This window comes from Aeromicrobium sp. 50.2.37 (assembly GCF_024655735.1).
Classification (GTDB): Bacteria; Actinomycetota; Actinomycetes; order Propionibacteriales; family Nocardioidaceae; genus Aeromicrobium.
In genome coordinates this window covers 16,409-30,893 of the sequence record NZ_JANLGG010000024.1, presented here as the reverse complement: position 1 = coordinate 30,893, position 14,485 = coordinate 16,409, and the positions used below count along the sequence as shown (strand labels likewise).

At 72.0% G+C, this 14,485-nt stretch carries 15 protein-coding genes and 2 tRNA genes; 6 read left to right on the top strand and 11 right to left on the bottom strand.

The window, feature by feature from the left end; genetic code table 11:
* Positions 1–77 precede the first annotated feature (77 nt).
* The 4 genes from NUV38_RS13260 to NUV38_RS13245 all read left to right on the top strand — a co-directional run bounded on the left by NUV38_RS13260 (position 78) and on the right by NUV38_RS13245 (position 3,410).
* On the top strand, positions 78–1,502 hold the full coding sequence (locus NUV38_RS13260; RefSeq protein ID WP_257729577.1) for an NAD-dependent malic enzyme: 1,425 nt from the start codon (positions 78–80) through the stop codon (positions 1,500–1,502).
* Positions 1,503–1,582: 80 nt separating this feature from the next.
* Entirely contained in the window at positions 1,583–2,080 is a 498-nt protein-coding gene (locus NUV38_RS13255; protein ID WP_257729576.1) for a hypothetical protein, read from the top strand.
* Positions 2,077–3,087 (top strand): adenosine deaminase, encoded by a 1,011-nt coding sequence (locus tag NUV38_RS13250; protein WP_257729575.1) that lies wholly within the window; start codon positions 2,077–2,079, stop codon positions 3,085–3,087. The genes NUV38_RS13255 and NUV38_RS13250 overlap by 4 nt, the downstream gene beginning before the upstream one ends.
* Positions 3,084–3,410: a hypothetical protein gene (locus tag NUV38_RS13245; RefSeq protein ID WP_257729574.1), complete on the top strand. Its 327-nt coding sequence runs from the start codon at positions 3,084–3,086 to the stop codon at positions 3,408–3,410. Before NUV38_RS13250 ends, NUV38_RS13245 begins: the two co-directional genes overlap by 4 nt.
* A gap of 32 nt (positions 3,411–3,442) precedes the next feature.
* On the opposite strand, the gene NUV38_RS13240 is transcribed toward NUV38_RS13245, so the two are convergent.
* From NUV38_RS13240 to NUV38_RS13195, 10 genes are all read right to left on the bottom strand, one after another.
* The gene (locus NUV38_RS13240; RefSeq protein ID WP_257729573.1) at positions 3,443–4,468 is read right to left on the bottom strand and encodes a UDP-N-acetylmuramate dehydrogenase; all 1,026 of its coding nucleotides are present in this window, start codon (positions 4,466–4,468) and stop codon (positions 3,443–3,445) included.
* Between the two features lie 252 nt (positions 4,469–4,720).
* The gene (rpmG, locus tag NUV38_RS13235) at positions 4,721–4,891 is read right to left on the bottom strand and encodes a 50S ribosomal protein L33 (RefSeq protein ID WP_055964149.1); all 171 of its coding nucleotides are present in this window, start codon (positions 4,889–4,891) and stop codon (positions 4,721–4,723) included.
* Positions 4,892–4,947: 56 nt separating this feature from the next.
* Positions 4,948–5,021 (bottom strand) — tRNA-Met (locus NUV38_RS13230).
* 29 nt (positions 5,022–5,050) lie between these two features.
* Positions 5,051–5,123, bottom strand: a tRNA-Thr gene (locus tag NUV38_RS13225).
* Positions 5,124–5,197: 74 nt separating this feature from the next.
* Positions 5,198–6,289, bottom strand: a complete 1,092-nt coding sequence (locus NUV38_RS13220) for a quinone-dependent dihydroorotate dehydrogenase (RefSeq protein WP_257729572.1) — start codon at positions 6,287–6,289, stop codon at positions 5,198–5,200.
* A gap of 164 nt (positions 6,290–6,453) precedes the next feature.
* Positions 6,454–7,800 (bottom strand): NAD-dependent succinate-semialdehyde dehydrogenase, encoded by a 1,347-nt coding sequence (locus NUV38_RS13215; protein ID WP_257729571.1) that lies wholly within the window; start codon positions 7,798–7,800, stop codon positions 6,454–6,456.
* A gap of 115 nt (positions 7,801–7,915) precedes the next feature.
* Positions 7,916–8,716 carry an ABC transporter permease gene (locus NUV38_RS13210; RefSeq protein WP_257729570.1) on the bottom strand — a complete coding sequence of 267 codons (801 nt, stop codon included), beginning with the start codon at positions 8,714–8,716 and terminating at the stop codon, positions 7,916–7,918.
* Positions 8,717–8,725: 9 nt separating this feature from the next.
* A complete protein-coding gene (locus NUV38_RS13205; RefSeq protein WP_257729569.1) occupies positions 8,726–9,646 on the bottom strand; it encodes an ABC transporter permease in 921 nt (306 codons plus the stop codon).
* Position 9,647: 1 nt separating this feature from the next.
* On the bottom strand, positions 9,648–10,823 hold the full coding sequence (locus NUV38_RS13200; protein ID WP_257729568.1) for an extracellular solute-binding protein: 1,176 nt from the start codon (positions 10,821–10,823) through the stop codon (positions 9,648–9,650).
* A 38-nt stretch (positions 10,824–10,861) separates the two neighbouring features.
* A complete protein-coding gene (locus NUV38_RS13195; RefSeq protein ID WP_257729567.1) occupies positions 10,862–11,893 on the bottom strand; it encodes an ABC transporter ATP-binding protein in 1,032 nt (343 codons plus the stop codon).
* A 129-nt stretch (positions 11,894–12,022) separates the two neighbouring features.
* On the opposite strand from NUV38_RS13195, the gene NUV38_RS13190 reads away from it, so the two are divergent.
* Positions 12,023–12,811: a FadR/GntR family transcriptional regulator gene (locus tag NUV38_RS13190; RefSeq protein ID WP_257729566.1), complete on the top strand. Its 789-nt coding sequence runs from the start codon at positions 12,023–12,025 to the stop codon at positions 12,809–12,811.
* A 5-nt stretch (positions 12,812–12,816) separates the two neighbouring features.
* Positions 12,817–13,539, top strand: a complete 723-nt coding sequence (locus NUV38_RS13185; RefSeq protein WP_257729565.1) for a cache domain-containing protein — start codon at positions 12,817–12,819, stop codon at positions 13,537–13,539.
* On the opposite strand, the gene NUV38_RS13180 is transcribed toward NUV38_RS13185, so the two are convergent.
* On the bottom strand, positions 13,523–14,446 hold the full coding sequence (locus tag NUV38_RS13180) for a LysR family transcriptional regulator (protein WP_257729564.1): 924 nt from the start codon (positions 14,444–14,446) through the stop codon (positions 13,523–13,525). The genes NUV38_RS13185 and NUV38_RS13180 overlap by 17 nt on opposite strands.
* Positions 14,447–14,485 lie beyond the last annotated feature (39 nt).

Sequence of the window (14,485 nt, the reverse complement as noted above, 5' to 3'; positions counted from 1 at the left end):
CGTCGAGGTGCACCCCTGCGTGAACTCAATGTGCACGACTCGCGGGTAACCCGCCCGGTCCCGTAGAACAGAGGATCGTGAGCCATTCCACGACCGAAAGTGCCGTCGGCGCGTCCCCCGCCCCGAACGTGTCCCACTCCATCACGGTGCGCCTCGAGGTGCCGGCCGGTGGTACCGCCGTGAGCCACCTGACGACCACGGTGGAGTCCAGCGGTGGCATCGTCACCGCGCTCGACGTGGCCGCCTCGCGTGCCGACGCCCTGCGCATCGACCTGACGATCGCCGCCGGCGACACCGCCCACGCCGACCGCATCGTCGAGGGGCTGCGGGCGATCCCCGACGTCGCCGTCAAGAAGGTCTCCGACCGCACCTTCCTCATGCACCTCGGCGGGGTGATCGAGACCGCCTCCAAGCACGCGCTGCGCAACCGCGACGACCTCTCGATGGTCTACACCCCCGGCGTCGCCCGCATCTGCCAGGCCATCGCGGCCGACCGCGAGGACGCCCGGCGCCTCACCATCAAGCGCAACAGCGTCGCCGTGGTCACCGACGGCTCGGCCGTGCTCGGTCTCGGCAACATCGGCCCGCACGCGGCCCTGCCGGTCATGGAGGGCAAGGCCGCCCTGTTCAAGACCTTCGGCGGCATCGACGCCTGGCCGTTGTGCCTGGACACCCAGGACGTGGACCAGATCGTGGAGACCGTCGCCGCCGTGGCCCCCGGGTTCGCCGGCATCAACCTCGAGGACATCTCGGCGCCGCGGTGCTTCGAGATCGAGGCACGCCTGCGCGAGCGGCTCGACATCCCCGTCTTCCACGACGACCAGCACGGCACCGCCATCGTGGTGCTGGCCGCGCTGCGCAACGCCCTGCGCGTGGTCGAGAAGTCGCTCGAGGACGTGCGCGTGGTGCTGGTGGGCGCCGGCGCCGCCGGCACCGCGATCCTGCGGCTGCTCCTCGGAGCCGGCCTGCGCGACGTGGTCGTGTGCGACGTGGACGGCATCGTCTCCACGGAGCGCGGCGACACCGACCCCACGCTCACCTGGATCGGGGAGAACACCAACCCGCGTGGCGTCTCGGGCACCCTGAAGGACGCCCTCGTCGACGCCGACGTCTTCATCGGCGTCAGTGCACCGCGCCTGCTCGGTGCGGCCGACGTGGCGACGATGGCCGACGACGCCGTGGTGTTCGCCCTCGCCAACCCGGACCCGGAGATCGACCCGGCCCTCGCCCGTGAGCACGCGCGCGTCGTCGCCACCGGTCGGTCGGACTACCCGAACCAGATCAACAACGTGCTGGCTTTCCCGGGGATCTTCCGCGGTCTGCTCGACGCCCACAGCCACGGCATCGACGTGCCGGTGCTCCTGGCGGCGGCCGAGGCCATCGCCGCGTGCGTCGAGGACGACGAGCTCAATGCCGACTACATCGTGCCGAGCGTCTTCCACCCGGAGGTCCACCACCGCGTGGCCGACGCGGTCGAGCGTGCCGCCCGCGCCTCGCAGTAGTCGCGGGCCCTCCCGGCGCACGGGCGACGCACCCGGCGGTGGACGGGCGCGGGGTCGGCACCGGCCGATACGGTGACGCCATGAGCGTCGCCCAACCCGCCCCGTCCCCCGGTCGCTCGCTGCGCATCCTCGCGCTCACGTTGGGCACGTCGCCGATCATCGTGCTGGTCGCCATCCTGTTCGTGCTGCCTCCCGACCAGGGCGAGCTCTCGGTGGTCGGCGCGGCCGTCGCGCTCGGTGCCGTGGTCCTCGGCTTCGTCGCCGCGCAGACGATCGGCTACCGCGTGGCCGCGCTGGAGCCCGGGCTCGACGAGGCCGACGCCCGGCGGGCCTCGGTCCAGGCGTTCCAGACAACGATGATCCTGCGCTTCGTCCTGACGGAGGCCCCGCTGATCGCCGCGCTGGCGCTGTCGTTCGTGCTCGACGAGGGCCCGTGGCCGTTCGTCCTCGCGGTCGTCGTGGGGGTGCCCGCCATGCTGTTCCACGTGCTGGTGCGACCTGGCACGATCGAGCGGGTCCGGGCGGGGCTCGAGGCACGCGGCGCCCGCTCGTACGTGGCGGAGGCCCTCACCCCGTGAGGCCCGTCGCCACGCTGCCCAAGGCGCACCTGCACCTGCACTTCACCGGGTCGATGCGCCACGCGACCCTGGTGGAGCTCGCGGAGCGCGACGGCATCCGGCTGCCGCCTGCCCTCGTCGAGGAGTGGCCGCCCCAGCTCGTGGCCACCGACGAGAAGGGCTGGTTCCGGTTCCAGCGGCTCTACGACGTGGCCCGCTCGGTGCTGCGCACGGAGGACGACGTGCGGCGCCTGGTCCTGGAGGCGGCCGAGGACGACGCCCGCGACGGCGCGGTGTGGACCGAGATCCAGGTCGACCCGTCCGGCTACGGAGCCCGGTTCGGTGGCATCACCGCGTTCACCGACCTCGTCATCGACGCCGCCCGCGACGCGGGCGAGCGTGTCGGCACCGGCATGGCGGTCGTGGTGGCCGCGAACCGCACCCGCCACCCCCTCGACGCCCGCACGCTGGCGCGCCTGGCCGGGCAGTACGCCGGACGCGGTGTGGTCGGCTTCGGGCTCTCGAACGACGAGCGGCGGGGTGACACGGCCGCCTTCGCCCCGGCCTTCACCATCGCCGAGCGGGCCGGGCTCTCGCTCGTGCCCCACGGCGGCGAGCTGCGCGGACCTGCCCATGTGGCGCAGTGCCTCGACCACCTGCACCCCACCCGCCTCGGCCACGGCGTGCGCTCGAGCGAGGACCCGGCCGTGCTCGACCGGGTCGCCGAGGCCGGCGTGGCCCTGGAGGTGTGCCCCACCTCCAACGTGGCGCTCGGCGTCTACGCCACCTTGGAAGAGGTGCCGGTGCGCACCCTTGTCGAGGCCGGAGTCGACGTCGCGCTCGGCGCCGACGACCCGTTGCTCTTCGGCTCGCGGCTGGCCGGCCAGTACAACGTCCTGCGGGCCGCGCAGGACTTCAGCGACGACGAGCTGGCCGACCTCGCCGCGATGTCCCTGCGCCGCTCGCACGCCCCCGACGACCTCAAGGCCGCGGCCCTGGCCGACGTCGACCGGTGGCGGACGTCGTGAGCAGCACCGACGTGCCGGACGTCGACCGCCCCGGGCCCGCCGTCCATCCCGGTGCGGACCGGGCCTACGTGCTGGGTCTGCTGTCCGTCGTCGGGGCCGTGTTCGTGCTGCCCGCCCTGCTCGGTCCGTACGTCTGGCACCTGGGGGTCTCGACGCGTCGCGAGATCGACCGCGACCCCACCCGGTGGCTCGGCCGACGACGAGCGTCGGCCGGCATGGTCCTCGGCGCGCTCGCAACGGCGCTGGTCGTCGTCGGCCTGCTCGTCCTGGTGGGCTTCGCCGTGCAGGCTCACCTACAGCTGTCGGCGGACACGGGGTACTGACCCTCCTCCGCGAGGAACGTCCGCGGGACCGCTCAGATCGTGCAGCCGACGAGCACCGGTTCCGGCACGAGCGTGATGCCGAAGGCGTCGCGCACGCCGTCGCGCACCTCCCGGGCCAGGGCGAGCAGGTCCTCGCCCGTCGCGTCGCCGCGGTTCGTGAGGGCCAGGGTGTGCTTGGAGGAGACCGCGGCCCGCCCACCGGGCGCCGCATGACCGCGCTCGAAACCGGCGGCCTGGATGAGCCAGGCCGCGCTGGTCTTGACGGTGCCGTCGGGCTGGGGGAACCGCGGGGCTTCCTCGGGCAGACGCCGGGCAGCGTCGGCGTCGAGGACGGGGTTGGTGAAGAACGACCCGGCACTCCACGTGTCGTGGTCGTCCGCGTCGAGCACCATGCCCTTGGCACCCCGCAGCGCGAGCACCGCCCCGCGGACGTCGGCCAGGGGGGCGCGGTCGCCCACGTCGACGCCCAGGCGGGTGGCCAGCTCGGCGTACGCGACGGGCGCCGACAGGTCGCCCAGACGCAGCTGGAACGCCACGGCGAGCACCACGAACCGGCCGGGCTCGGCCTTGAAGCGGCTGTGCCGGTAGCCGAACCCGCAGTCGACGGCGAAGAGGGTGCGCACCCGCCGCTCCGTACGGTCGTAGACCCGCACCGAGGCGATGGTCTGCGCGACCTCCTGGCCGTAGGCCCCGACGTTCTGGATCGGTGTGGCCCCCACGGACCCGGGGATGCCCGACAGCGCCTCCAGCCCGACCCAGCCGGACTCGACGGCCAGGGCGACGAGCGCGTCCCACGACTCCCCCGCCTGCACGGTGACCATGGCGCCGCTGCAGGCGTCGGCGTCGACCTGGCGTCCCGTCGTGCGCACGAGGACCACGGTCCCGTCGAAGCCGGCATCACCGACCACGAGGTTGCTGCCACCCGCGACCAGCAGGAGCGGGACGCCGGCGTCGTCGGCCGCCCGCACGGCGTCGACGAGCTCCTGCTCGGTGGTGGCCTCGACGACGTCGCGCGCCGGCCCCCCGAGGCGCAGGGTGGTCAGCTGCGCGAGATCCATGCGTCGAGCCTAGGACCCGCACCCACGGCCGTGGGAGGTAGGTGAGGCACCGAACCATGACGTCAGAGGTAGGTGGGGCACCGAATCGGGCCCGGATGAGGTTCGACATCTACCTGCGCCCGTGGTTCGGTGCCTCACCTACCTCTGACGAGTCGGGCCCCGGGGAGCAGAGGCGCTCTCGGCCGGTGCTCCCCGGGACGCACGAGACCCCCGGCCGTGCGGCCGGGGGTCTCGTGACGGTGGTGCGGAAGCTCAGCGCGTCTCGCGGTGGACCTGGTGGGTCTTGCAGCGCGGGCAGAACTTCTTGAGGTCGAGACGATCGGGATCGTTGCGACGGTTCTTCTTGGTGATGTAGTTGCGCTCCTTGCACTCGGTGCAAGCCAAGGTGATCTTGGGTCGAACGTCGGAGCTCTTGCTCGCCACTGGTCTCGCCTCTTCTGGTCTGGGGGTGGTGCTGTGCGCGTCTGGGGGAACTTCGGTAGCTGGGGCGGGACTCGAACCCGCGACACCACGATTATGAGTCGTGTGCTCTAACCACCTGAGCTACCCAGCCGCGGAGGGACGAGTGCCCTCGTCTCTCAGAGCCCCTTTACGGAATCGAACCGTAGACCTTTTCCTTACCATGGAAACGCTCTGCCGACTGAGCTAAAGGGGCAAGCCGACAGCCAACAGTACCCAATGGTCGGCGCAGGACGAAATCGGGGGGTGCCCCTCCCTCGCCGGGGGCGCTCAGCGCCCGGAAGCGCGGGCCAGACGGGCCGGCCACAGCGGCCCGCCGTAGACGAACCCGGTGTACGCCTGCACCAGGTCCGCACCCGCGTCGAGCCGGTCGCGGACGTCCTGTGGGGTGGTCACGCCACCGACGCCGACCAGGGCCAGCCGGTCGCCCACACGCGCCCTGAGCCGACGCAGCACCTCCGTCGAGCGGTCCGCCAGGACCGGGCCCGACAGGCCACCGGCCCCGGCCGCCTCGACCGTCGCCCGGGCCGTGCGCAGCGAGTCCGGGCGCGCGATCGTCGTGTTGGTCGCGCTGATGCCGTCCAGGCCCAGCTCGAGCGCCAGGTCGGCCACCGCGTCCACGTCGGCGTCGGCGAGGTCCGGCGCGATCTTGACCACCAGAGGAACCCTGCTGTTGGCCACCCACGGCCCGGCACCCCCGGGCGCCGTCGCCGCCCAGGGCCCGGCACCCCCGCCGGGGGCGGCGCGCTCGGTGACACCACGGACCGCCTCCAGGATGGGCCGCAGCGCGTCGACGGCCTGCAGGTCGCGCAGGCCCGGGGTGTTCGGGCTCGAGACGTTGACCACGAGGTAGCTCGCGTACGGGGCGAGCAGGCGCGCGCTCTCCACGTAGTCGGCCACCGCCTCGGACGCCGGCACGACCTTCGTCTTGCCGATGTTGACGCCGATCGCCGCGTCGGCGCCGGTACGGGTGCGGCGCAGGCGGTGGAGGCGGGCCGCCACGACGGCCGCGCCGTCGTTGTTGAACCCCATCCGGTTCACGATCGCCTCGTCCTCGAGCAGACGGAACAGGCGCGGCCGTGGGTTGCCCGACTGCGGGCGCGCCGTGACCGTCCCGACCTCGACGTGCCCGAAGCCCAGACCCAGCAGCCCCGGGACGGCGCGGGCGTTCTTGTCGAAGCCCGCCGCCAGCCCGAACGCGTTGGGGAACTCCACCCCCATCACGGTGCGGGGCGCCGGGGGCACCGACGTGAGCGGAGCCGCGAGGCGGCCCCCGAGGCGGATCGCCCGGAACGCCTGCTCGTGCGCGACCTCGGGGTCCATGCGGGCGAAGACCGTCGAGAACAGCGCGTCGTAGGCCACGGTCGCCAGCCTAGTCCGGGCCGATCAGGCCGTTCGCGGCGACGCCGCCGTGGCCCGGGGTGCCGGCCCCGCCCGCCCTGTTGCCGAGCGGGACCGGCACCTACGAGGACGGAGCAGGACCCCGGTCATGACGCGGGACCGGCCACTCCGTCGGGGTGCGGCGCTCAGCCGACCGTGCGGATGAGCTTCTTGTTGACGAACTCGTCCATGCCGAAGCGCCCGAGCTCGCGGCCGAACCCGGACCGCTTGACGCCGCCGAACGGCAGCTCCGCACCCTCGGCGCCGACGCCGTTGACGAAGACCATGCCGGCCTCGATGCGGTCGGCGACCCGCTGCGCCTGGTCCGCGTCGTCGGTGAACACGTAGGAGCCGAGACCGAACGGGGTGTCGTTCGCGAGCTCCACGGCCTCCTCCTCCGACCCGACCTTGAACACGATGCCGACCGGGCCGAACAGCTCCTCGTGGAAGGCGTCGTCGCCGGGCTTCACGCCCGTGAGCACGCCGGGCGGGAAGTGGGCGCCGTCGCGCTCCCCCGCGCTCTCCAGGTGCGCGCCCTGCTCGACGGCACGCTCCACCTGGTCGGCCAGCCGCTCGGCCGCGGCCACGGACGACAGCGGCGCGATGCCCTCGGCGGCCGCGAGCATCCTTGCGGTGAACTTCTCGACGAACGAGTCGTAGAGGTCCTCCACGACGATGAACCGCTTGCCCGCGTTGCAGGCCTGTCCCGTGTTGTCGAGCCGCGCCGCCACGGCCTGGTCGACCGTCTCGTCGAGGTCGGAGGTGCCCAGCACCACGAACGGGTCGGACCCGCCGAGCTCGAGCACGACCTTCTTGAGGTGGCGACCGGCGATCTCGGCCACCGCTGCACCGGCGCGCTCGGACCCGGTGAGCGAGACGCCCTGGACCCGCGGGTCGGCGATGACGTCGGCGACCTGCTCGTTCGTGGCGTAGACGTTGACGTAGGCACCCTCGGGGAAGCCGGCGTCGAGGAAGATCCGCTCGAGCGCCGCCGCGGACTCGGGGCACTGCGGTGCGTGCTTGAGGACGATGGTGTTGCCGGTCGCGAGGTTGGGGCCGGCGAAGCGTGCGATCTGGTAGTACGGGAAGTTCCACGGCATGATCCCGAGAAGCACGCCCACGGCCGTCCGCTTCACGACGGCCGATCCCTCGCCCTCGAGCAGCTCGAGCGGCTCGTCGGCCATGAACGCCTCGGCGTTGTCGGCGTAGAAGTCGTAGATGGCGGTGCAGAAGTCGACCTCGCCCAGGCACTCCTCGAGCGGCTTGCCCATCTCGCGCTGGATGATGGCGGCCAGCTCGTCGCGACGCTCGTGGTGCAGCGCGCCGACGCGGCGCACGAGTGCCGCTCGGTCGGCCACGGTGGAGGACCGCGACCACGTGCGGAACGCCTCGTGCGCGGCCGTGACCGCGTTCTCGACGTCGGCGTCGCTGGCGGTGGGGTACTCCTGGACGACCTCGCCGGTGGCGGGGTTCGTGACGGCGTAGAGGCTCATCGGGGGCTCCTTGGATCAGGGCGGACGGTGGTGGCTGGTCGTGAGGTCGGGAGTCCGACGGTACGCGGTGCGCGGGTCCTCGGCCCGGGGACGAGCGGCGGGACGGATGCGCGGCTCATCGAACCGTCTCCGCCTCGCCGGCGATGCGCTGGGCGATCCAGATCGGCACCACGGAGACGACGATCAGCACCACGGCCACGACCGCGACCACGGGGGCCTGGTTGGGGCGGAACAGGTTGTTGAGGATCCAGATCGGCAGGGTCGTGGTGCCCGGCCCGGCCGTGAAGGTGGTCACGATGATCTCGTCGAAGCTCAGGGCGAAGGCCAGGAGCCCACCGGCGAGCAGCGCCGAGCGCAGCTGCGGGAACGTGACGAGTCGGAACGTCGTCCAGAGGCCCGCGCCCAGGTCGGCCGAGGCCTCCTCCAGGTTGCCGCCCATGCGGCGCAGCCGGGCGATGACGTTGTTGAACACCGTGACGATGCAGAAGGTGGCGTGCGCGACGACCAGCGTGGCCACGCCCAGCTCGATGGCCAGGATCCCGCGGAAGGCGTTGTTCAGCGCCACGCCGGTGACGATGCCGGGCAGGGCGATCGGCAGGATCACGAGCAGGTTCACCGTGTTGCGCCCGAAGAATGCGAACCGCTGCAGCGCGAAGGCCATGAGCGTGCCGAGCAGCAGCGCAACGGCGGTCGAGGCCAGCGCCACCTGGACGCTCGTGAGCACCGCGTCGCGGGCGCCCGCGCTGTGGAACGCGCGCACCCACCACTGGGTGGTGAACCCCTCGGGCGGCCACGTCATCGACGGGTCGGGGTTGAAGGAGTTGGCCACCACGACCAGCAGTGGTGCGTACATGAGCACCAGCACGAGGCCGGTCACGCCGAGCAGCAGACGGCGCGCGAGAGGACTGAGGGTCACGACGCGCTCCTAGAGGGTGTCCAGGGCGCCCGTGCGGCGGACCGCCGCGAGGTACCCGAGCATGACGACGATGGGGATGAGGGCGATCGCGGCGGCCAGCGGCAGGTTGTTGGCCGCGCCGACGTTCGTGTAGACGAGGTTGCCGAGCATCTGGTTGGCACCGCCCACGATGTTGACGCTGATGTAGTCGCCCAGCGTGAGGGAGAAGCTGAAGATCGAGCCCGCGGCGACCGACGGCAGGAGCAGGGGCATCACGACGGTCCGGACGGTGGTGCCCGCCGACGCGCCGAGGTCGCCCGCGGCCTCCAGCAGCGAGTCGGGGACACGCTCCATGCCGGCGAAGATCGGCAGGATCACGTACGGCAACCAGATGTAGGCCTGCGTGAGCACGACGGCGGTCAGGCCGTAGCCGGGGGTCTGGCCGCCGAACGGGTTCAGCACCCAGTCGACGAGTCCGCCCTCGCTGAGCAGCGACCGCCAGGCGAACGCCTTGACGAGGTAGCTCGCCCAGAGCGGCGTGAGGACCGCGACCACCAGCAGGCGTCGCGCACGCGGCGACGCGACCTTGGCCATGTAGAAGGCGATCGGCAGCGCGATCGCGACGTCGACGACCGTCACCAGGGCCGCGACACCGAGCGTGCGCAGCGTGACCGTGCGGTAGAGCGAGTTGGTGACGACCTCGCGCAGGTTGTCGAGGGTGAGGCCACGGTCGATCTCGCCGGTGAAGCTGTCGACCGACCACAGGGCCGTCACGAGCAGCGCCGAGAGCGCCACGACGTAGACGAGCACGAGCCACGTCAGGGGTGCGCTCAGGAACAGCCCGAGCCTCAGCCGCGGTCGCGTGGCGAGGAAGGAGGAGGCCCGGCGGGTGGCCGCCCCGGTCCCGGACAGGGACGGGGCGGCCACCTCGGACGTGGTCGACTGGGTCACGTCAGCCCTTGATCTCGGTCCAGGCCTTGGTCCAGTCCGAGTAGTCGGTGCACTCGACGTCCGTGCGGCCGTCGAGGCACTCGGCGATCGGCGTGCGCCAGTACCAGATCTTGTCCGAGTAGGCCTTGTCGCCGGCGTGGTACGTCTCGCAGAAGCCCTCGCTCGCGAAGTCGCACGCCTCCTCGCTGTTCGGCGACTCGCCGAAGTACTCGGTGGCCTGCGCGTTGGTCTCCGGGTCCTCGATGTGGTTCAGCCACTGGTAGGCACAGTTGGGGTTCTTGGCCTTGGCCGCGATCATCCAGGTGTCGTTCCAACCCGTGACGCCCTCCTTCGGCACCGTGACCTTCACGTTGTCCTGGTCGATCGTGTTCGCGATGACCTGCCAGGTGGTGCCCACCACGGAGTCGCCGGTCTTGAAGGCCGAGGCCTCCTTGAGGTAGTCCGACCAGTACTCGCCGACGTTGGCGCGCTGGCCCTTGAGCAGGTCGACCGCGGCGGCCAGCTGCTTCTCGTCGAGGGCGTAGGGGTTCTCGATCTTCAGCTCCGGCTGCGTCGACATCAGGTACATGGCCGCGTCGGCGATGTAGATCGGCGAGTCGTACGCCGTGACCTTGCCCTTGTACTGCGAGGACTTGTCGAACACGACGTCCCACGACGTGGGCTCGTCCTTCACGACGTCGGCGTTGTACATGAGCAGGTTGGCGCCGTAGCCGTGCGGGACGCCGTAGTTCTTGCCGTCGACGGTGTTCCACTCCTGGTCCTTGAGGAAGTCGAAGACCTTCTCGTAGTTCGGCACCAGGTCGGTGTTGACCTCGGCGGCCGCCTTGGCCGCGATCATGCGCAGCGTGAGGTCGCCGGACGCGGCGACGACGTCGTAGTCGCCGGACTTGGCGAGGTTGAACGCCTCGTCGGACGTGCCGTAGACCTTGCTCGTGACCTGGCAGCCGGTCTCCTCCTCGAAGGAGGTGACCCAGTCGGCGTCGGGGTCGTTGCTGCCGTCCTCGACGTAGCCGGGCCACGCCAGGATCGAGACCTGGCCCTCGGTCTTGCCGAGCTCCGTGGGTGCACCCGTGGCGGCGTCGTCGTCGGAGCCCCCGCCACAGGCGGCGAGAGCGAGGCTGCAGGTGACGGCGGCGGCGATGGCGCCGACGCGGCCTCTCCTGGTCGTGGGGATCATCTCGGATTCCGTTCTCTTCTGTGGGTGTGGTGGGGGGATCAGGTGAGCGTCACGAGGTCGTCGCGACGCCACGAGGCGACGACGGCGTCGCCCCGCTCGACCGCCGCCAGGGCGGTGGAGGGCTCGAGGACGACCAGGCGGGCGCCCTGCTCGGTGTCGACGACGACGCGCCGACCGATGCCGAGGTAGATGGTCTCGGCGACGACGCCGCGGACGCTGTCGCGACCGTCGCCCGGGTCGCTCGACGTCCCGGAGGCCGCGAGCTGGATCTTCTCCGGCCGCAGCGCGTAGCGACCCTCCCGGCCGAGGACGGTGCGCGAGGCGTCGGGGTCGAACAGGTTCGACGTGCCGACGAACGACGCGACGTACTCGTCGACCGGGGTCTCGTAGACGTCGCGGGGGCTGCCCAGCTGCACGATGCGGCCCTCGTTGAAGACGGCGACGCGGTCGCTGAGCGTGAGCGCCTCCTCCTGGTCGTGCGTGACGAAGACGAAGGTGATGCCGAGCTCGCGCTGCAGCTGCTTGAGCTCGACCTGCATCTGCTCGCGGAGCTTGAGGTCGAGGGCGCCGAGGGGCTCGTCGAGCAGGAGCACCTTCGGGCGGACCACGACAGCACGGGCCAGGGCCACGCGCTGGCGCTGACCGCCGGAGAGCTGCGTGGGGCGACGGTCGGCCACGTGCTGCAGGCGCACCGTCTCGAGGGCCTCGAGGGCACGGGCCTGGCGCTCGCGGCGGTCGACGCCACGCACCCGCAGTCCGTACGCCACGTTCTCCAGCACGCTCATGTGCGGGAACAGCGCGTAGTCCTGGAACACGGTGTTGACGTCGCGCTCGAACGGTGCCGAGCCGGTGACGTCGCGTCCCCCGAGCTCGATCGAGCCCGCGGTCGGCTGCTCGAAGCCGGCCACGAGACGCAGCACCGTGGTCTTGCCGGACCCCGACGGACCCAGCATCGAGAAGAACTCGCCGTCGGCGATCTCCAGGTCCACGCCGTCGACGGCCCGCACCTCGCCGAAGTGCTTCTGCAGGCCGCTCAGTCGGATCGCGGGCGTGGCTCCGGTGCCGGTCATCGGGCTCCTTCGACGGCTTCTCCCCGTCCGTCCTGACGGTCGGGAGGAGTGGTGTGGATCACCTTCCGCCGCAAAACATATGGTCTTGGATGTTAAATGTCCACACTCTCGTGTCACGATTCGGTAAACATGTCCGGACCGGCAGCCCGCCGGCCCGAGGACACGAGGAGATCGATGGCCGCCGTGCGACGACGCTCGACCCGCGCGCGCACCGCCGTGTTCGCGCCCATCGGTGAGCTCGGCCGGGCGGTCCGCGTGGAGCAGCGTCTGGCCCAGGCCATCCGCTCGGGGATCCTCGAGGACGGCGAGCGCCTCCCGAGCGAGTCCGAGCTGGCCAGCATGCTCGGCGTCGCGACCGTCACGGCGCGCGAGGCGCTCGTGTCGCTGCGCGCGCAGGGGCTCGTCACGACCATGCGCGGACGTGGCGGCGGCTCGTTCGTCACCCGGCCCGTCGGCGCGACCGACGACGTCCTCGAGCGTCGTGTGGCCGCCATGACCCGCGTCGACATCGCCGACCACGGCATCCACTACGCCACGGTGCTGAGCGGGTGCGCCGAGCTGGCCGCCGAGCGGGCCAACGTCGAGGAGGTCGAGGACCTGCGGGCGATCCTGCCCCCCGACGACACCGACGACGCGGCCACGTGGCGCCACGTCGACACCGAGCTCAACCTCGCCGTGGCGGCGCTCTCGCACTCGGCCCACCTGGCCCGCGAGGTGATGCGCCTGGAGATGGAGTTCGGCACGCTCCTGCGGCTCGGGTTCGGCAACCCTGAGCAGCAGGCCGACCTGCGCGACCACCACGCGACGCTGCTCGCGGCCATCGCGGACCACGACGGCAACGAGGCCCGACGCGTGGTGCGCGCCCGGGTGCGACGACTGCTCGGCGAGCTCGCCGAGCTCCACGCAAGGATCAGGTGAGCGCGATGTCCCCAACCCCGAACACTCAGCCCCCGAACACCCAGCCCCCGAACGACCAGGCCCCGGGTCCCGGCACCGAGGTGCCCCCGCAGGTGGCGGCCTGCGTGCAGGCCGTCGAGGACCTGTTCCACCCGCTGCTGGTGACGCTGCGCGAGAGCGGCGAGGCCCTGGCCCCGCTCTTCGACGGGCCCGTCGACGCGGCACGGGTGCTCACCGCGTCCCGCCCCCACGCCCTCGAGGTGCTCGCCGACCCGCACACCGTGGGCGCCGGCTTCGTCGTCTCACCGGGGATCCTCACCGACGAGACCTACCTGCTCGCGTGGTGGCAGGGCGACGACCAGGGGCTCATCCCCGACTCGATCGCCCTCGTGCAGTCGACGGACTACAGCCGCCAGGAGTGGTTCCGCACCCCGCAGCGCACGCACGCGTCGCACGTGACCGGCCCCTACATCGACTACGTGTGCACCGACGAGTTCATGCTCACCTCCACGGTCCCGGTGGAGCGTGACGGGCACATGCTCGGGGTCATGGGGGCGGACGTGCTGGCCGAGACCGTCGAGCGGACGCTGCTCGAGGTCTTCCGCACCGCCGACGCGACGCTCGTGAACGACCACGACCGAGTGGTGCTGTCCTCGCACGTGCACCTGTTCGCCGGCGAGCCGGTCGACCGCGGCGACTTCACGACGCAGGTCCCGTGCCCGGGACTGCCCTTCACTGTGCTGGTCTGACCCGCGCAGGGTCGCGGGACGAGGCGGGACCCGCGCCCGGGTAGGCGTCCACGACGAACGTCCGCAACCGCTCGGCCAGGGCGGCGAGCGTCTCCTGTGCCGGATGCGTCGAGGACCAGGCCACGAACAGCCGGACCGTGAGGTCGCCTCCGCCGGCCCGGACGCGCACCCCGTGCAGGCCGTACCGACTGTCGTCGGAGACCACCGCCACGCCGCGGCCGGCGGCGGCGAGCGCCTGTGCCACGGTGCCGCTGCTCGCCTCCACGAGCGACGCCGGCCAGCGCTGCTCGCGCTCAACCACCGCGTCGAGCACCTGCCGGGCGGCGAACGTGGGAGGAACGGTGACCACGACCTGCTCGAGCAGCTCGGCGAGCCCGACGCTCTCGCGACCGCCCCACGGGTGGTCGGCAGGCACGAAGGCCCACACCGGCAGCTCCGGCAGCGCGGCCGAGCGCAGCGGTCGGCGCGGTCGGCGGGTGGTCACCACGAGGTCCGCCCCCCGGCGCAGCGCCTCGTCGACGTCGAGCGGGTCGGTCTCGACCACCGACGGCGTGGGGTCGTCGGGTGCGAGGCTGGCGAGGAACGGCGACACGACGTCGGTGAGCGTGGTGGCGGGAGCAGCGATGGTCACGCGGTCGAGCCCGCCCTCGGCCCGGACGCGGGCAGCGGTGCGCAGGGCGTCGGCCGAGGCCAGCACGTCGCGGGCCAGCGGCAGCAGGCTGCGCCCGGCGGAGGAGAGCACGAGCCGGCCGCCGTGCCGCTCGAACAGGTCGACACCCAGGTCGCGCTCGAGCTGGCGGACCTGGCGCGAGAGCGACGGCTGGGTCACCCGAACGCGGTCGGCCGCCGCGCTCACGGTCCCGGCGTCGACCACCGCGACGAAGTAGGTGAGGGTGCGCAGCTCCATCCCCCCACTATATGCCTGTGAGGCATTGACTTGATCCGA